We start from the raw sequence: 17,403 nt of genomic DNA, 5'->3' as shown, positions 1-17,403 counted from the left end.
CATGAGGATATTTCATGAGCCGCCAAGAACATCCCCTCGGCATTAGCTTTGAGTTTTTTCCACCCAACACCGACGCAGGCCGGGAAAAACTGATGCACACGCGGGATCAGCTGGCGGCGCGTAACCCGCGCTTTTTCTCAGTGACCTATGGCGCCGGTGGTTCTACCCAAGCGCGTACGCGTGAAGTGGTGCGCGAGGTAGGCAAAAGCGGCATTACGACTGCGCCGCACCTCTCGTGCATTGGCAGCGAAAAAGCGCAGCTGCGCGACCTGCTGGCTCAGTACCGCGAAGAAGGTATCGATAGCTTGGTGGCGCTGCGCGGCGATATGCCGTCGGGTATGGCGAGCATCGGTGAGCTGCGTTACGCCAACGAGCTGGTGGAGTTTATCCGCGACGAAACCGGCGATTACTTCGAGATTGCCGTGGCCGCCTACCCAGAATCTCATCCACAGGCACCCCATCTCGATAAGGATGTGGAAAACTTCGCGCGTAAAATGAAAGCGGGCGCTAACATGGCGATTACGCAGTACTTTTTCACCGCCGATGCCTACTTCCATTTCGCCGATAAAGCCCGTGCCCTTGGCGTCGAGCAGCCCATTATCCCGGGTATCATGCCGATCACTAACTATACTAAGCTGGCGCGCTTTTCCGATGCCTGTGGCGCTGAGATTCCACGCTGGATCCGTAAGCAACTAGAAAGCTACGGCGACGATAGCGACGCCATCGCTGCATTTGGTACTGAAGTGGTCAGCCGCCTGTGCCAGCGGCTATTGGAAGGCGGCGCACCGGGGCTACATTTTTACACACTTAATCAGGCCGCGCCGGTACTTAAAATCGTCGATAATCTCGGCTAGCTCTCTTTGCCGCCACGGCATAACATCACACATAAAGAAACCCCGCCTCAGCGAATGAGCGCGGGGTTTTTCGTGCCGTGTTATAGGCAAAAAAAGCGTTAACGGCTAAGCATCAACTAGACGTTGTTGCCGCCTTGCCGTTGCCATATAGCCTGCGCTGCATGATAAACAGAATGGCCCCAATCACCAGGCCAGCTATATCAGAATAAATGCCGCCGTAAATCATAAACAGCGCACCTACCAGCATTACCACGCGTTGCAGCGTATTCACTGGGCCGAAGAACCACTTCTGCACCATACCCGAGAGCAATACGATACCGAGTGTCGCGGTAACGCCTACTCGGAGTATTTGCATGGCGGAGCCTTCCATCAGCATGGCCGGGCTATAGAAGAACATGAACGGCACGATGAACGCGGCCAGGCCAATCTTAAACGACGCCACCGAGGTGCCCATGGGATTGTCGCCAGAAATACCGGCGGCGGCATAGGAGGCCAAGGCAACGGGTGGAGTAATCGCTGAGACCACCGCAAAGTAGAACACGAAGAAGTGGGCAACCAGCGGCTCAATACCGATGTTGATCAAACCCGGTGCCACGACCGAAGCGGCCACGGCATAAGCGGCCGTGGTCGGCATGCCCATGCCCAGCATAATGCTGATTAACATGGCAAAGAACAGGGCAAGTAGTTGGCTAACGCCCGCTAAACCTAACAGCAACGACGAGAAGCGCGCGCCCACACCGGTCAACGAAATAACCCCGACGATCAAACCGGCACAAGCACACACCGCGATAATTTGAATCGACATGGTGCCCGCTAGCTGCAGGGCTCTTAAAATGGCACGAAGGCCCATTTTGTTCGGCGAAATCCAGCTGACAACCGCGGCTGACGCGGTGGCCAGTGTCCCTGCGCGGATGACCGAGTAGCCCATAAACAACGCGACGATCAGGATGATAATCGGTGCGAACAGGTAGACCTGTTTCACTAATTTGGAGAACAGCGGAATCTCGTCGTCGCGCATACCACGCATGCCTTTGCGCGCGGCTTCAAAATCAACCATGAAGTAGATGGACGCAAAGTAAAGAATCGCCGGAATGATGGCGGCAATAGCAATCTCGGTATATGGAATACCCGTTACTTCCGCCATGATGAAGGCACCTGCGCCCATAATTGGTGGCATGATTTGCCCACCGGTCGAGGCGGCCGCTTCAATGGCCCCGGCACTGCGCGCAGGGTAGCCAACCTTTTTCATCAGTGGGATCGTCAGCGAACCGGTGGATACCACGTTACCGGCGGACGTGCCGTTGATCATGCCCATCAAACCCGATGCGAAGATAGATACTTTTGCCGGGCCACCCCGGGCACGGCCAGCGGCGGCAAAGGCAAAGTTGACGAAATAGTCGCCCACTTTAGATGCTTGTAGAAAAGCGGCAAAAATAATGAACAAGATAATATAGGTCGAAGAAACGGCGGTGGTGGGGCCGAGTATGCCGGTATCGGTGTACACTTGGCTAAAGAAGCGTTGCACCGACAGACCTGGGTAGCCCAAAAAGCCGGGTAAATAGGGGCCGGCAAAAACGTAGCTGAGAAAGACCGCCGAAATAACCACTAATGCTAACCCGGCCACGCGGCGGGTCAGTTCCAGTATCAACATGGAGCCAGCAACCGCCGCCCAGGAAATACCGGGTGGGGCGAAGGATGTTCCGGTCGACATGCGAATATTGGTGTTAAACGCCACCAGCAAATAGCCGGCACTGGCGAGCGCACAGACCATTAGGACCAAGTCGGCCGGGTTAAAGTGATGGCGCGCTTGGCGATAAAACCATGACAGCACAACCGCAACGGCCGTCGTCGCCATGAGCGGATAACCGTAGTGCCAGTTTTCGATGCTGGGGTCGATGCGCATGGCCTCGCCACTAAGCGTTTGGTGCATTAAGAACACTTGCGCCAGTGTATAGGCAGCGGGAATCAGCAGCGCGTAACTCACCCACTTCAGCCAAGCACCCGACGCGTGACGATCATCTTCGGCGAAACGAGCCCCTGCAAATAGTCCATAACCGAGAATAAGCGCACCGGCAATATGCACGATACGGAACGACCAAGTTTCCATGGGATACACGTTGAGTGAAATCAGGTGAAAACTTGAGTAAGCAATAGCTAATACTGCAAATAAGATAAACTGCCAGCCGGTAAAAAGGCGGCGGTTGGATTCAACAATCTCTTCATCGACACCTTCGGCGAGTATCTCCGAGGCGGGTGAAGTCGCTTGGGCATCATCTTTGAGGCCGTCGGATTCTTGGTCGGTTTTGTGACTCATTAGAGTTCACCCTCACAGCAAACAAAGGGGCAATAGCAAAAATTGCCCCGCCCAACCAGGGTTGAGCGGGGCGCACGATAATGAAAAAGCTTTACTTAATTAACGCTTCATCAATTTCGTAGCCGTTCTCTTCGTACCAGCGTGCGGCACCCGGATGGAAAGGCAGCACGGTGTTGTGCTTGATGTTTTCTGGAATGGTGGTGGCCGCGCTGCGGTGAACCGACATCATGCGGTCATTGTTTTCCATAGTGGCCTTGGTGGCTTCGTAAACAAAGTCTTCCGGCAGGTCACAGCCAGCGATAGCAAAGTTCCACATGGAAACGGCGCGGGCGTCTTCTTCCAGGGTTTGGTACGTGCTAGCAGGGATGGAGAATTCCGCTACGGGGAAGTTCTCCATGATGGTGTCGACCTCTTCCTCGGTGAATTCAATGATGTTCACGTCGGTTTGCACTTCGAGTTGGCTAACCGCGGGAATCGGGATGCCAGCAGCGAAAGCGATGACGTCGATCAGGCCGTCTTGCAGCTGCCCGCCGAGATCCGACCAGCCGCCGTTACGGCGATCAAACTCAACGCCCAAGGTTTCTAGCATGGCCGGGAAGTAGGTGTCAGACGTTGAAGCCGAGGGGCCAAAGCCAATGCGAGCACCGTCGGGGATATCCGAAATCGACTCAATGCCCGAGCCTTCCAGTGCCGTAATCGAGAACGGTGTCTCATACATCGGGAACATGGCGCATACGTTGTCCATTTTTAAGCCGGGTGCGAGAGGGCTTTTGCCATTCACCGCGTCAGCCGCAGGACCCATGGTGGCGAGGCCAAAGGCGGCGTTGCCTTCGTGAACCAATGCCAGGTTTTGCGTCGGGCCGCCGGTCACTTCGCCGCCGCCTGAAACGTCTAGCTCGTCGGCGATAAAGTTAGCCCAGCCTGAACCGTAAACAAAGTAAGTGCCGCCTTGGCTGGCCGTGCCGACAGTGAAGTTATCCGGCCACTCAGAGCGGTCCGCTTGAACGCTACCGGCGGCAAGCAGCGCGCCACTGGCGAGCAGTAGCGCTGATTTAGGCATCATATTGCGCATGGCGTTTTTCCCTTAATGCTATTGTTGAATGTTTGTTCGCGTAGAGAATCGCTTGGCGATCTCACTAAGCGTAGTAGCTGTAGCGATCACCGTGCCATGTTTGTTTTTAACGTTTAAAATCAGTTGCCTATAATTTTTATGTTAAACTTTGGTCTATTTGGAGTTTTCGCAAAGTGTCCGGGTGTTCGCACATAAATGTCGCGCTTTTGTGCGGTTTTTCGCACAAGTCTAATGGTTGATTGTGATTAACGGAGTAAGCGTTAAGTATCAAGTGTTAGTTATTAATTCCTAAGCACTGAGGGGATGGCAGCGATGACGAAAAAGTCACCACTTCACGATCACTCGGCGTCAGTGCATAAATAAGCCGCTGCGCCTGATGTAGGTCGTTCATTAGCGTTGAGGCAAGTGCCGGGTCTAGGCGCTCGGAGCGCAGTCGGGTGGCGATCTCCCGCTGCCACTGCTGGCTAATCGTATCCAACGGCTCGACCACTGCTGTCATGCTGATATCCGTATTACCCTCGTTCTGCCCCTGACTGAGTTGATTGAGGCCTTGGGCAACCGCCAGGCGCAGCGCATCGTGGGCATCACGCAGTGGGCTTGTCCGTGCGGCATGACGCAGCAGACTGCGCTGTAGCACTTCGCCAAAGCGCACAGCTTCGACTAGGCGGAAGATACGCTGCAGACGTAGTTGTATGTGCGTTTGCTGCGCTTTGGTCAACGGCGTATCAATCCGCGCGTAGAAGGCTAAAATCTCGCTCAAAAGCGGCTTGATGCGCTCGTGGTAGCGCTCGTTGACTGCCGGCCAGGCGCTAGGGTCGATCAATGCGGTGGCTTTCTGCCGCTTGGGCGGGTGGCCCAACACATCGGCGCTGCGCATTAAAATAGCGCTACAAAGCACGTGGTACGCATGCCGTTCTAAACGCCGACACTCTTGCTCTAGCGCGTTGATCGCCGTATCAGGTAGTTGCAGCGCTGAGGCCTCAAGGTAGCGTGCCTGGGCATAAGGCTGCTTGGTCGAGGCGGGAAAAATACGCTCGAGCGCGCGCGCCAGTGCTGGGATCGCCGGTAGCATTAATACAATGCCAAGCACGTTGAATAGCGTATGAAAAAGCGCCAGTTTAAGTGGCCAAGCCTCGGCGCCAATGCCTATCACGGAGCTAATCTGGTCGACCAGCCACGCCAATGGCAGCAGCAAAAGTAGCGCCACTGCGCCGGTAAACAGGTTGAAAACCACATGCGCCCCGGCCAGGCGGCGTGCGGCGATGCTGGCGCCTAGCGCGCCCAGTAGCGCGGTGACGGTCGTGCCGACGTTGGCCCCAATCGCCACGGCAAGCGCCGGTAAGTAAGGCAGCTGCCCGCTGGCAAGGGCCGCTAGGGTAATCAAAAGCGTTGCGTGGCTTGACTGCATAACCACCGTGGCGATGACGCCAAATAGCACGTAAAGCGGCCAGTGCCAAAATTGCTCCCCGGCAAAGCCCTCAAGCGAAAGGCCGTTCTGCCAGGCGCTAAAGCCAAGTTTCATAAAATCAATGCCAAGAAACAAAAGCCCAACGCCCATCAACAGATACGCGTAGCCGCGGTAGCGCTTGGCGAGCAGGCGCGAACCGATCAGCCCGGCGGCGAGAAACGGCATGGCGTAGCGTGCAAGATCAAACCCTAGCCCGAAGGTGGCCATCAGCCAGGCGCCGGTGGTGGTGCCCAAATTGGCCCCAAACAGCAACGCAATCGCGCTAGGCAGCGTCACCAACCCAGCGCTGACAAACGACATCGATAGCAGCGTGATTAACGAGCTGGATTGCACGGTGGCCGTCGCCAGCGCGCCAAAGGCAAGCGCCCGGGGCTGCGTGCCGGTTGCGCGGTGCAGCCAGCGCTCTAGTTTGCCGCCGGAAAGCTGCTTGATGCCGCGTTCAAGATATCCCATGCCCCACAAAAATAATCCCAGGCCAGCCGCAAGCGTGGCAAGGTCTAGGTACGACATCAAAAGCGCCGTGGCCGCGAGTAACCCTGTAATCACGAGTCGGCCACTGAGTGTAGGGTGATTGTGTAGTCGCTGGCGCCATGGTGAGAAATAGGTGCTAAGGGCCACTGCCTTCTCCTTGGCGTTTGGGTGTCAGGAAAAAATCATGAAAACGTCATTTTATTGTAGCTTATTTGTCAGAGTGGCCTGGATCAAGAATGCGCACCGGCTGCACGTCCTGCTGCTTTTGCTCGTCGCGCACTTGGTTAACGCGGGTTTCTAATTCGGGTGCCGATTCGTCTTCGATGGGCAGCTGCTCAAAGAAGTCGCAGCTAACGCATTCACGGTAGCGGATGCCGTTTTGCTCCCAGGCACGAATGCGGTCCATCGCGGCGCACCTTGGGCAGGTGACGCCGGCAATAAAACGTTTCACAGTTGACATACTAGGCTCCTCGCGCGGCAGCTAAGTGTCGCGCGGTGGGTTAGGTGAGAGGTAAAACCATCAAACTAGGCGGCGCGTATGCCGCTATGGCGTAAAAGTGGCTCGACGCTGGGCTCGCGACCGCGGAAGTCGTGGAAAAGCTCAGCCGCATCGCGGGCGCCGCCTTGCTCAAGAATCTGGGTACGAAAGCGCTGGCCGGTTTCTGGGTCGAAAATCCCGGCTTCCTCGAAGGCGCTCCACGCATCGGCAGAAAGCACTTCGGCCCATTTGTAGCTGTAGTAGCCCGCCGCATAGCCCCCTGCAAAAATGTGCCCAAAGCTGTTTTGGAAGCGGTTGAATGCCGCTTTTGGCACGACGGAAACGTGTTCGCGTACGTCATCAAGCAGGGCCTGAATCTCGGTCGCGCTCGGCGCGCTAAGCTCGTGGTGAAGGCGCAGGTCGAACAGCGAAAATTCAATCTGGCGCGCCATGTCCATGGCGGATTGGAAGTTTTTCGCCGCTTGCAGGCGCTCAAGTAGCTCGGTAGGCAGCGGCTCGCCGGTGTCGACATGCTTCGCCAGCAGGTCGAGCCCTTCGCGTTCCCAGCAGTAGTTCTCCATGAACTGGCTGGGGAGTTCCACGGCATCCCAGGCTACGCCGTTGATGCCGGAAATGTCAGCGATATTCTGCTGGGTCAGCATGTGGTGCAGGCCGTGGCCGAACTCGTGGAACAGCGTAGTGACTTCGTCGTGGGTCAAAAGCGCCGGCTTGTCATTGACCGGCGGGGTGAAATTGCAGGTCAGAAAGGCCACGGGAAGCTGTAGGCCGTTTTGTGTCTGGCGGCGCACGCGGCAGTCCGCCATCCACGCGCCGCCGCGCTTGCCCTCGCGGGCGTATAGGTCAAGGTAAAACCCGGCAATCGGCGCGCCGTTTTCTGTGATGCGGAAGTAGCGCACGTCGTCGTGGTAGCGCGGCACGCCGTTGTCTTCCTCAAAGCACACGCCGTAAAGGCGTTCAACGACCTGAAATAGCCCATCGACGACCTGGGGTGATGGGAAGTAGGGGCGTAGCTGCTCTTGGGAGATCGCATGGCGCGCTTCGCGTAGCTTCTCGCTGGTGTAGGCGACATCCCAGGGCTCAAGCGTTTCAAGTCCCAGTTCGTCACGGGCAAAGGCGGTAAGCTCGGCAAACTCCTCTTTCGCCTGCGGTACGGCGCGGCGGGCGAGGTCGTTGAGAAAGTCGAGCACTTGTGCCGGGGAGTCGGCCATTTTGGTCGTCAGTGAATAGTCGGCGTAGGTATCAAAGTCAAGGAGTGCCGCGAGCTCTTGGCGCAGCGCCAGGATCTCTTCCATGATCTGGGCGTTATCGAATTCGCCTGCGTTCGGACCTTGATCAGAGGCGCGGGTGACAAACGCTGTGTACACCTCGCGGCGCAAGTCGCGGTTGTCAGCGTAGCTCACCACCGGGAAGAAACTCGGAAAGTCGAGCGTGATGCGGTAGCCGTCGAGGCCTTTGGCGTCAGCGGCGGCTTTCAGGGTGTCGAGCGCGCTTTCAGGCACGCCGGCGAGTTGGTCTGCGTCCTGAATGTCTTTGTGCCACGCCTGAGTGGCGTCAAGCACGTTATTGGAGAACTGGTTGGATAGGCTCGATAAGCGCGATTGAATCTCACCGTAGCGGGCTTTCCTCTCGGCGGGCAGGTCGACGCCGGCCAAGCGAAAATCGCGCAGGGTGTTATCCACCGCGCGGCGCTGGGCGGCGTCGAGCGACAGCCAAGCAGGGCCGTCTTTTAGCGCTTGCCATGCGGTAAAGAGCCCTTCGTGCTGACTCACCCAGGTGCTGAATTCTGACAGCTTACCGATACAGGCTTCGTATGCCTCACGCATTTCCGGCGTATTCATGGTGCCGTTTAGGTGCGAAACCGGCGACCAGACGTTGGAGAGACGGTCGTTGATCGCTTCCAGCGGGGCGGCGAAGTTCTCCCACGTGGGCGTGGTAGCTTGCGCCTTTGAAGCGAGGGCATCGATCTCCTCACGGCTCTCATCGAGAAGTGTCTCGATGGCAGGCACCACATGGTCGGCGCGAATCTCGTCAAACGGCGGTAACGCGTGCGCTTCAAGCAGGGGGTTGTGGGACATAGCAGCCTCGGTTGGGAAAACGTGTGATGTGCTGAGTTATAGAATGTGGGCGCGAAGGCGTGGTTTCAATCCTCACGGCGCCACGCAGGATTGGCGTGAAGGCGGGCGCCTGCTAGGCTTGCTGGCTTTGTCGGGTAATGCAGCCGCGGTTTATCGCCGCCAACGTGTCATTTTCTTAAGCAAACGGGACAGGCAATGAGCGAGACGCTAGAGCGCTGGGGATCAAAGCGGGCCTTTATTTTAGCCGTGACAGGCGCGGCGGTTGGGTTGGGTAATATCTGGCGCTTCCCTTATGTGGCGGGCGAGAACGGCGGCGCGGCGTTTTTGCTGATTTATGTCGCCTTTGTGCTGCTGTTGGGCCTGCCGGTGATGATGGCAGAAATTCTTATCGGGCGCGCTGGGCGGCGCGGGCCAATGCAGGCGCTTGGCGTGCTGGCGGCCGAGGCCGGGGCGTCGCGGCATTGGCGTTGGTTGGGGTTATTTGGCGCGTTCACGGTGTTCTGTATCTTGTCGTTCTACTCGGTAGTGTCTGGGTGGTCGATCGAGTTTCTGGTGGCGTCCATCAACGGCAACTTCCAGGGGGCCTCAGCGGCGGAAATAGGTGCCGGCTTCGAGTCGTTTCTGGCCAACCCGGGGCTTTTGGTGTTTAACCACACGCTGTTTCTATTTATGACCATGTCGGTGGTGGCTGCCGGCGTAGCCAAAGGGTTGGAGCGGCTTAATAACTTGCTGATGCCGCTGCTTTATCTGCTGCTGTTGCTATTGGCGAGCTACGCCAGCACCACCGAAGGGTTTGGCACGGCGCTGGCGTGGCTGTTTCTGCCGGAGTTTGGCGCCGTTACCCCCAGTGTCGTTCTGCACGCGATGGGACATGCCTTTTTCACCTTGGCCGTCGGGGCGTGTGCGCTCATGGCGTACGGGGCCTATATGCCGGATGACCAAAGCCTGCCCAAAGCCGCCGGTGCTGTGGCTGTCCTCGATATTAGCGTGGCACTGCTCGCGGGCATTGCGATTTTTTCTGTGGTGTTTGCCCAAGGAATGGACCCCGCAGACGGCCCAGGGTTGATGTTTGTGACCCTGCCGATTGCGTTTTCGGAACTGCCCGGTGGCTCGCTGTGGTTAAGCGTGTTCTTTTTATTGCTGTTGCTCGCCACCTGGACATCGGCGATCAACCTTGCCGAACCCATGGTCGCCACACTTCAAGGGCTGGGATTTCGTCGCGGTCGCGCTACGGCAGTGGTGGCGCTGAGTGTGTGGCTATTAGGACTATTCTCGGCGTTTTCCTTCTCGTTTATGGCTGACTTCCGTCCGCTACTTGGGCGTAATATGTTTGAACTGGTCAGCAGTATCCCGCCGGATATCTTCTTGCCGGTTGGGGGGCTGTTGATCGCCGTATTTGCCGCCTGGGTGATGCCGCGCGCCACCGTTATGCAGGCGTTAGGAACGAGCGAGCGCGGCTTTTACCTATGGCAAAATGTCTTGCGTTGGGTCGCCATTCCGTTGACCTGTATCGTGTTATTAAGCGCGCTGGTGTAAAACGCCCAGGGCAGCAAGAGGAGAGATAACAATGAGCACAGCATTACGCCCTTACCAGGGGCAAACGCCGACGCTTGGCGAACGGGTTTATATCGACCCGGCTAGCGTCGTGATCGGTGATGTCACGCTGGGCGATGATTGCTCGGTGTGGCCGATGACGGTGATTCGTGGCGATATGCACCGTATCCGCATTGGCGCTCGCGTTAGCGTACAAGATGGCAGTGTGCTGCATATTACCCACGCCAGCGACTACAATCCCGATGGTTTTCCACTGACCGTGGGCGATGATGTCACCATTGGGCACAAGGCAATTCTGCATGGCGCCACTTTGGGTAGCCGCATCTTGGTCGGCATGGGCGCAATCGTGATGGATGGCGCTGTGGTGGACGATGACGTCATCATTGCTGCAGGCGCGGTAGTCACGCCGGGCAAGCATCTTGAAAGCGGCCATGTGTACGCCGGCAATCCGGCGAAGGCGCTGCGCCCCCTCAAAGAAAAAGAGTACACGTTCTTTTCCTACACGGCGGGTAACTACGTCAAATTGAAAGACCGCTTTCTCACCGAGGCATCAGCATAACCCTCGTGTTGAGTAGCCGTTCGCTTAACTTCATGGAAGCGCGGCCCGTTTTGTTTTGATTTTTCTGCGTTATTTAAGCGTTAGTCATGTTGCGGTGGAGCGAAATCTGATAATTTATCCAGTTTTCTAGGATGCCGTGACATGGCAAATTTTCGCACGCATATCACCGTCGCGACGGCGGGCGGCATGCTAGTGGCGTACGCTGGCTGGCAGGCGCAGTGGTGGCCCTCTTCCCAGGCCATGCTGATTTGCGCGCTTACGGCGTTTGGCGGCATTTTGCCCGATATCGACGCTGACCGTTCGCACTCCATTCGGCTGATTTTTAACCTGCTCTCCGTACCCGCGCTCGTGCTCGGTGTGCTGTTGTTACAGGCGTGGCTCACGCCGGGCATGCTGTTAGTGGCGTGCGGCGGTATCTACTTTTGCGTGCGTTATTTATTGGGCGTGCTGTTTTCACGACTCACCGTGCATCGCGGTATTTGGCATTCGCTTTTGGCCGGATTGCTATGCGCGCTGCTGACGGCGGCATTGAGTTTTCAGATGCTGGCGCAGTCGGCGTGGTTGGCTTGGTCTCACGGTATCGCGGTCTGGGTAGGGTTTAGCATTCACTTACTGCTTGATGAGCTTTATAGTGTCGACCTTGAAGGCGCGCGGCTCAAGCGCTCGTTTGGCACGGCGCTAAAACTCACCGACGGCCGCCGGCCGATGTCGAGTCTGTTAATGCTGATCGCGACGCTGACGTTGATTCCGTGGCTGCCGCCGTGGGCAGCGCTGGGTGAGCTTTTGCATCAGGGCTCGCTACTGTGGCGGTAATCCTCCGCGCGCAGGCCGTGTTTTTTGAGTTTGTCGTAGAGCGTTTTACGCGGAATGCCCAGATGCTCACACACTGTCGTGGCACGCCCGTGATGGCGGGCAAGCGACTGGCTAATCAGGCTTTTTTCAAACAGCTCCACTTGGCGTGGTAGCGAGGAGGCTTGGGTATCGGCATTTTCCCCTTCTAGCAGCTCATCCAGACGGTAGTCGAACGCAGCCCCGAGTAGCACGTAGCGTTCGGCAAGGTTGCGTAACTCGCGCACGTTGCCCGGCCAATCGTGGGCCAGCAGGGCGGCCACGGCATGGCTATCTAGCGGCGGCGCCTCAAGCCCACTGCGGTTGGCCGCAACGACGGCGAAGTGCTGAAAAAGCAGCGGAATATCTTCGCGACGCTCGCGTAGGGCTGGCAGGGGCAGCGTTACCACATTGAGACGATAGTAAAGGTCCTCGCGGAAGTGACCGCTTTCCGCCGCGGTTTTTAGGTCTACCTTGGTCGCGGCGATAACACGAATGTTCAGCGGGATAACGTCGTTGGCGCCCAAGCGCTCAATGGCGCGTTCTTGCAGCACGCGCAGCAGCTTGACCTGAAGTGCCAGCGGCATTGACTCAATTTCGTCGAGAAACACGGTCCCGCCATTGGCGTGCTCGAACTTGCCTATGCGCCGTTCAACCGCACCGGTGAAGGCGCCTTTTTCGTGGCCGAATAGCTCCGACTCGATGGTGTTTTCGGGTACCGCCCCGCAGTTGATCGCCATAAAGGGATGATTGCGCCGTGCACTGCGCTCGTGAATCGCGCGAGCGACAAGGTCTTTGCCGGTGCCGGTTTCGCCGAACAGTAGCACGTCAGCTTCTACCTGACTGATGCGTTGGATCATCGCTGCCAAGCGGGATACCACGTCAGTGCGCCCGACGAGTCGCGGGCCGAGCGCCGCCTGCTGTGCCTCCAGTTCGGCTTTTAAGCGATAGTTTTCCAAGCTTAGCTGGCGCTTTTCAATCCCGCGGCGCACTACATCGAGCAGTTGATCCCCGGCAAAGGGCTTTTCCAGAAAATCCCAGGCACCGGCGCGCATCGCTTCCACGGCGGTGGAAATATCGCCGTGGCCGGTGATCAAAATCACCGGCAGCGTCGGGTCGCGCTCATGCAGCGTGCGCAACAGCGCCATGCCGTCTATGCCGGGCATGCGAATATCGCTGACGACCACACCAGGGAAGTTGGGCGTTAGCGCTTCAAGCGCCTGTTCGGCGGATTCAAAACAGTGCGGCGTGTAGCCCGCGAGCTCCAACGTTTGGCTCGCGGTGATACGCAGGTGCGGCTCATCGTCGATCACCATGACCGGCAGCGTCGACGGATCATGCATGAGAGGGTGTCTCCAAAGCGGTACGGGGGGCGTCGGCAAGCGGTAACGTGACGCTAAACTCGGCGCCGCCTTCATCGCGGTTGTAGGCGTAAAGCTTGCCGCTGAGGTCTTCCATGATACGCGATGAGATCGAAAGGCCCAGCCCTAAACCGCTGCCGGGGGCCTTGGTGGTAAAAAATGGCTCGAAGATCTGGTCGAAATGCGCTTCATCGATGCCAGGGCCGCTATCAGCAATATGAATAGAGACATGGCTAGCATCGGTTTTGACCGTGACCAGGAGAGTCGGCATGGGGGTGTCTTTCATCGCCTGAAGTGCATTGCTGATGAGATTCACGATGACTTGCTCTAAGCGGACAAGGTCGCCTTTGACCCACAGGGTCTCGCGAGGGATATGCTGCTCTACGTTAATTTGGCCCGCGCGCAAGCGGCTGTGAAAAAGCCTAAGCGCATACTCCACGCAGGACTGCACCGAAATGGTTTCTTGGCGCTCGCCGCTTTTGCGCGAAAATTGGCGTAGCTGGGCGCTGATTTCCGCCATACGCTCGGTGAGTTCAATGATTTCGGCGAGATTGGCATCGGCTTGATCCACGCGGGAGAGTTCAATAAAACGACGGGCGTTTTCGCCATAGGCGCGAATCGCGGCGAGTGGTTGGTTGAGTTCATGGTTGATGCCCGCAGCGAGCTGGCCGAGCACGGCGAGCTTTGCGGCTTGAATCAACTCATCTTGGGTTTGTCGCAGGTTAGCCTCTGCACGCCGGCGCTCTTCGATTTCGGCCGATAAGCGTTGGTTGCTGGCAACTAAATCTCGGGTGCGCCGCTCCACGCTTATTTCCAGCTCATCGCGCACGCGCGCAAGCGTTTGGCGTTCGCGTTCGGCGAAGGTTTCGCGCTCGCGGCGCAGGCGCAAGCGCTGCCAACCGATGCCGCCGCCGAGTGCGACGACGCCGTAAAGTCCGCCCGCCATCAAGGCCGTCATCCACTGCGCGCTGACGACCGAGTTGATCGGCTTAAGAATGTGCATCTCCCATTCAAACTCGGGCAGTTTGCGCGTCAAGCTCAAGTAGCGATGATCGCTAAGCGGCCCGTTATCGAACCCGATCAGCTGAGAGCCAGGCGCGTATTGCGCTTCCATACGGATGCCGGAGGCCTCTAGTGGTTCCGCGGCATAGCGACGGGTTTCGCGTAGGGTTTCGCGCTGCTCATCGGAGAGGGGATGGAGCGCATTCATACGCAGCTTAGGTTCGCTAGCCAGAAAGATGATGCCGTCTGTGTCGGTGACAAATAGCGTGGCGTCCTGTTCCGCCCAGTTATCTTCCACATCGTTTAACAGCACCTTCACCACCATTACGCCATCCGGGCGCGCGTCGGGAGAGGTGGTGTCTAGCCATACCGGGGCGGAAAAATAGTAGCCGCGCTCTAGTGACTGTACGCCCAGCCCGTGAAAGCGCCCTTGGCGGCCGGCAATCGCTTCAGTGTAGTAGCTTCGAAACGCGTAATTTTGACCAATAAAGGTGTTGGCTCGGTGCCAATTACTCGCGGCGAGCGTGGTGCCCTCGCGATCCAGCAGGTAGACATCCGATACGCCGGCGGTAAAGCGAAAACGGTCAAGCAGCAGGTTGAGCGGCATTACGTCTTGGCGCTCGGGGGAGGCGAGAAAACGCTGAACGCCTTCGCGGGTGGCGAGCATTTGCGGCAAATAATCGTAGCGCAGCAAGTAGCCGTTTAGGTTGGCAGCGGAGAGACGCAGCTCATTCTCGGCGTCCTCTTGAAGGTTTGTTAGCGCTTGCTCCCGCGCGAACTGCGCGGCTTGCCACATCACCACAAGTAGCCCCACAGCGACAATGAGCCAGCCAAGGTGCCGCCACTGCTTTAAGCCTTTCTTTTGTATCATGCCGGAGAAGAAACGCTTTGGGAGCGGCGTAGGGCACGTTGGGCGCGGGTTTCGGCGCGCGCCATTTCCAGTAAGCCCTCTTCAACGAAGACTAAGTGTTCGTGTGCGCGGTTGCGGGCATCTTCGGCACGGCCGTCTAAAATGGCATCCAATAATGCACGGTGCTGCTTCATTAGCTGGTTGCGCGAGTCGGGCTTGGCGAACAAGTGCGCAAGGTTATCGACAATACTCTGTTCCAGTAGGTGAAAAATCCCCCGAATGCTATGCAGCAGTAGGACATTGTGGGCAGCTTCGGCAATGGCGAGGTGAAAGGCGGCATCTAGCTTGGCTTCCTGGGCAGGATCAGCGCCGGCAAAGCCGCCGTCTAACTCTTCAAAGCGTTGAATTAAAATGGCTTTGTCCGCCGGTGTGGAACGTAGCGCCGCATAGTAGGCGGAGATGCCTTCCATCGCATCGCGAAACTCCAATAGATCAAGGTGAAATTCTTTGTGCCGTGAGAGCATTTCCAGCAGCGGATCGGTGTAACTGCTATTAAGCGTATCGTTGACGAACGTGCCACCTCCTTGACGGCTGGTCAGCAGTCCCCTTGCGGCCAGCTTTTGAATGGCTTCGCGCAGCGAGGGGCGTGAGACGCCAAAACGCTCGGCCAGCTCGCGTTCCGACGGTAAGCGCTGCCCCGGCTTTAGGCTGCCCTCTAAAATCATGGCCTCTAGGCGTTCGGTAATGACATCGGCTAAGCGCGGTTGGCGAAGCGGCGAGTAAGTCATGAGAAGCTCCTTAATTGGTAAGACCAATGCTAAGCAATTTGCGCAGCACCTTCAACCGGTTTGGCAGGCCACGTGGGATGAAAGTTGTTTTGCTGGTGGGGCTTTTCTTTGAAGGCGTAAAACTAAAGTATAGGCGAGAAAGTCATGACAAGAGGGTGTCGTGATTTGACACTTTTCTAGCGTTTCACTACCGTTGGGCCTGGCTTTTTTGTAAATTGGTAAAACCAATTTTTAAGTGCGGTGCGCCGGCCTAGATAAGCATGTATAGCACCGGATAGCCGCCGTAAGCCGACTCTTTGGTAACGGCTTTAAATAGTGCACTCATTGCATAGGGCTCGTCATGATTATTTCAGCACCCACAGACTACCGGCAAGCAGCCAAGCGTCGCCTTCCTCCCTTCCTATTTCACTACGCAGACGGCGGGTCTTACGCGGAACGTACGTTACGTCGTAACGTCGAGGACCTCGCGGATATCGGGTTGCGGCAGCGAGTGCTCAAGGATATGTCGTCGCTCTCGCTAGAAACCGAGCTGTTTGGCGAAAAACTTTCCATGCCAGTTGCCTTGGCACCCGTTGGGTTAACAGGCATGTACGCGAAGCGTGGCGAAGTTCAAGCGGCGCGAGCGGCCGCTAAGAAAGGCGTGCCTTTTACCCTATCGACGGTATCGGTGTGCCCGATTGCCGAAGTCGCGGCCGCCGTTGAACGTCCGATCTGGTTCCAGCTCTACGTTCTAAAGGACAGGGGCTTTATGAAACATGTCCTTGAGCGTGCCAAAGAGGCGGGAGTCAAAACGCTGGTCTTTACCGTCGATATGCCTGTGCCAGGAGCGCGCTATCGCGACGCGCATTCAGGCATGAGTGGCAAGCACGGGCCAATGAGACGTGTCCTTCAGGCGGCGATGCGACCTCTTTGGGCGTGGGACGTGGGAATCCATGGTCGCCCGCACGACTTGGGCAACGTTTCTGATTATCGAGGTAAGCCAACCGAGCTTGAGGACTACATTGCTTGGCTGGGTGATAACTTTGATCCCGCTATTTCGTGGAAAGATCTGGAGTGGATTCGCGAGTTTTGGGATGGCCCCATGATCATTAAGGGGATCCTAGATCCTGAAGACGCTCGAGATGCGGTGCGCTTCGGTGCTGATGGTATTGTTGTTTCCAACCATGGCGGTCGTCAGCTAGATGGTGTTCCCTCTACGGCGCGAGCCTTGCCTGCGATAGCAGATGCCGTTAAAGGCGATTTGAAAATTCTGGCCGACTCCGGTGTGCGCAATGGGCTAGATGTTGTGAGAATGATTGCCATGGGTGCGGATACGGCGCTGATTGGTCGCGCCTTTATTTATGCGCTTGCGACCGCTGGGGAGTCCGGCGTCTCTCATTTGCTTGAGCTGTTTGAAAAAGAGATGCGAGTCGCAATGACCCTGACCGGGGCGCGCAGCATTGCCGACCTTACGCAAGACTCTCTGGTATCGGAGGTATAGCGAGCCTCTCAGCGCTTGGCCGTCAAACTTGGTGCACTACAAACATAGTGAGCCAGTCCATAATTTTTTTATATGCACCCCTTGCCAACCCGGCGGTTAACCCGTAGAGTACGCATCCGCTGCCGGGGACGCCGAGCGTTACCAGCGGTGAATGAGGTGTAAAAACCTTGGTTTGTCAGAAGGTTAGGGGTTTGATCGCTGAGTCAGTTGGCATCGATCACCCGGGTA

13 protein-coding genes are annotated in these 17,403 nt (G+C 57.2%); 5 read left to right on the top strand and 8 right to left on the bottom strand.

The genetic code is table 11. From position 1 onward, the window contains the following. Positions 1-14 precede the first annotated feature (14 nt). On the top strand, positions 15-854 hold the full coding sequence (metF, locus tag HZS81_RS17300; RefSeq protein ID WP_179931769.1) for a methylenetetrahydrofolate reductase [NAD(P)H]: 840 nt from the start codon (positions 15-17) through the stop codon (positions 852-854). Positions 855-966: 112 nt separating this feature from the next. On the opposite strand, the gene HZS81_RS17295 is transcribed toward metF, so the two are convergent. From HZS81_RS17295 to prlC, 5 genes are all read right to left on the bottom strand, one after another. Continuing rightward, positions 967-3,168, bottom strand: coding sequence for a TRAP transporter permease (locus HZS81_RS17295; RefSeq protein WP_179931768.1), 2,202 nt, complete (start codon positions 3,166-3,168; stop codon positions 967-969). Positions 3,169-3,259: 91 nt separating this feature from the next. Next, the gene (locus HZS81_RS17290) at positions 3,260-4,240 is read right to left on the bottom strand and encodes a TAXI family TRAP transporter solute-binding subunit (protein WP_179931767.1); all 981 of its coding nucleotides are present in this window, start codon (positions 4,238-4,240) and stop codon (positions 3,260-3,262) included. 274 nt (positions 4,241-4,514) lie between these two features. Further along, positions 4,515-6,326, bottom strand: coding sequence for a Na/Pi symporter (locus HZS81_RS17285; RefSeq protein WP_179931766.1), 1,812 nt, complete (start codon positions 6,324-6,326; stop codon positions 4,515-4,517). Between the two features lie 61 nt (positions 6,327-6,387). After that, positions 6,388-6,639 carry a YheV family putative zinc ribbon protein gene (locus HZS81_RS17280; RefSeq protein WP_179931765.1) on the bottom strand — a complete coding sequence of 84 codons (252 nt, stop codon included), beginning with the start codon at positions 6,637-6,639 and terminating at the stop codon, positions 6,388-6,390. Positions 6,640-6,704: 65 nt separating this feature from the next. Then, complete coding sequence (prlC, locus tag HZS81_RS17275; RefSeq protein WP_179931764.1) at positions 6,705-8,753, bottom strand: oligopeptidase A; 2,049 nt, start codon at positions 8,751-8,753, stop codon at positions 6,705-6,707. Between the two features lie 195 nt (positions 8,754-8,948). Between prlC and HZS81_RS17270 the strand changes: the two genes are divergently transcribed. From HZS81_RS17270 to HZS81_RS17260, 3 genes are all read left to right on the top strand, one after another. Then, positions 8,949-10,289: a sodium-dependent transporter gene (locus HZS81_RS17270; RefSeq protein ID WP_179931763.1), complete on the top strand. Its 1,341-nt coding sequence runs from the start codon at positions 8,949-8,951 to the stop codon at positions 10,287-10,289. Positions 10,290-10,320: 31 nt separating this feature from the next. Further along, positions 10,321-10,866, top strand: a complete 546-nt coding sequence (locus HZS81_RS17265) for a gamma carbonic anhydrase family protein (RefSeq protein ID WP_179931762.1) — start codon at positions 10,321-10,323, stop codon at positions 10,864-10,866. 141 nt (positions 10,867-11,007) lie between these two features. Beyond that, positions 11,008-11,679, top strand: coding sequence for a metal-dependent hydrolase (locus HZS81_RS17260; RefSeq protein WP_179931761.1), 672 nt, complete (start codon positions 11,008-11,010; stop codon positions 11,677-11,679). On the opposite strand, the gene HZS81_RS17255 is transcribed toward HZS81_RS17260, so the two are convergent. The 3 genes from HZS81_RS17255 to HZS81_RS17245 are packed head-to-tail and all read right to left on the bottom strand — an operon-like array spanning position 11,655 to position 15,695. Beyond that, positions 11,655-13,037: a sigma-54-dependent transcriptional regulator gene (locus HZS81_RS17255; RefSeq protein WP_179931760.1), complete on the bottom strand. Its 1,383-nt coding sequence runs from the start codon at positions 13,035-13,037 to the stop codon at positions 11,655-11,657. The genes HZS81_RS17260 and HZS81_RS17255 overlap by 25 nt on opposite strands. Next, the gene (locus HZS81_RS17250) at positions 13,030-14,928 is read right to left on the bottom strand and encodes a sensor histidine kinase (protein ID WP_179931759.1); all 1,899 of its coding nucleotides are present in this window, start codon (positions 14,926-14,928) and stop codon (positions 13,030-13,032) included. The genes HZS81_RS17255 and HZS81_RS17250 overlap by 8 nt, the downstream gene beginning before the upstream one ends. Then, positions 14,925-15,695, bottom strand: a complete 771-nt coding sequence (locus HZS81_RS17245) for a GntR family transcriptional regulator (protein WP_179931758.1) — start codon at positions 15,693-15,695, stop codon at positions 14,925-14,927. Before HZS81_RS17245 ends, HZS81_RS17250 begins: the two co-directional genes overlap by 4 nt. 340 nt (positions 15,696-16,035) lie before the next feature. Between HZS81_RS17245 and lldD the strand changes: the two genes are divergently transcribed. Further along, positions 16,036-17,175, top strand: a complete 1,140-nt coding sequence (gene lldD / locus HZS81_RS17240; RefSeq protein WP_179931757.1) for an FMN-dependent L-lactate dehydrogenase LldD — start codon at positions 16,036-16,038, stop codon at positions 17,173-17,175. The last annotated feature ends 228 nt before the right edge of the window (positions 17,176-17,403 follow it).

The organism is Vreelandella salicampi (genome assembly GCF_013415105.1).
Lineage (GTDB): Bacteria > Pseudomonadota > Gammaproteobacteria > Pseudomonadales > Halomonadaceae > Vreelandella > Vreelandella salicampi.
The sequence above is the reverse complement of the archived record's forward strand: the minus strand, read 5'-3'. Positions and strand labels throughout refer to the sequence as shown.

Bases quoted from the DNA above. Each gene is read 5' to 3' on its own strand.
- HZS81_RS17260 (WP_179931761.1), top strand. From the start codon at position 11,008: ATGGCAAATTTTCGCACGCATATCACCGTCGCGACGGCGGGCGGCATG.
- HZS81_RS17280 (WP_179931765.1), bottom strand. From the start codon at position 6,639: ATGTCAACTGTGAAACGTTTTATTGCCGGCGTCACCTGCCCAAGGTGC.
- metF (WP_179931769.1), top strand. From the start codon at position 15: ATGAGCCGCCAAGAACATCCCCTCGGCATTAGCTTTGAGTTTTTTCCA.
- HZS81_RS17245 (WP_179931758.1), bottom strand. From the start codon at position 15,695: ATGACTTACTCGCCGCTTCGCCAACCGCGCTTAGCCGATGTCATTACC.
- lldD (WP_179931757.1), top strand. From the start codon at position 16,036: ATGATTATTTCAGCACCCACAGACTACCGGCAAGCAGCCAAGCGTCGC.
- prlC (WP_179931764.1), bottom strand. From the start codon at position 8,753: ATGTCCCACAACCCCCTGCTTGAAGCGCACGCGTTACCGCCGTTTGAC.
- HZS81_RS17255 (WP_179931760.1), bottom strand. From the start codon at position 13,037: ATGCATGATCCGTCGACGCTGCCGGTCATGGTGATCGACGATGAGCCG.
- HZS81_RS17250 (WP_179931759.1), bottom strand. From the start codon at position 14,928: ATGATACAAAAGAAAGGCTTAAAGCAGTGGCGGCACCTTGGCTGGCTC.
- HZS81_RS17265 (WP_179931762.1), top strand. From the start codon at position 10,321: ATGAGCACAGCATTACGCCCTTACCAGGGGCAAACGCCGACGCTTGGC.
- HZS81_RS17295 (WP_179931768.1), bottom strand. From the start codon at position 3,168: ATGAGTCACAAAACCGACCAAGAATCCGACGGCCTCAAAGATGATGCC.
- HZS81_RS17270 (WP_179931763.1), top strand. From the start codon at position 8,949: ATGAGCGAGACGCTAGAGCGCTGGGGATCAAAGCGGGCCTTTATTTTA.
- HZS81_RS17290 (WP_179931767.1), bottom strand. From the start codon at position 4,240: ATGCGCAATATGATGCCTAAATCAGCGCTACTGCTCGCCAGTGGCGCG.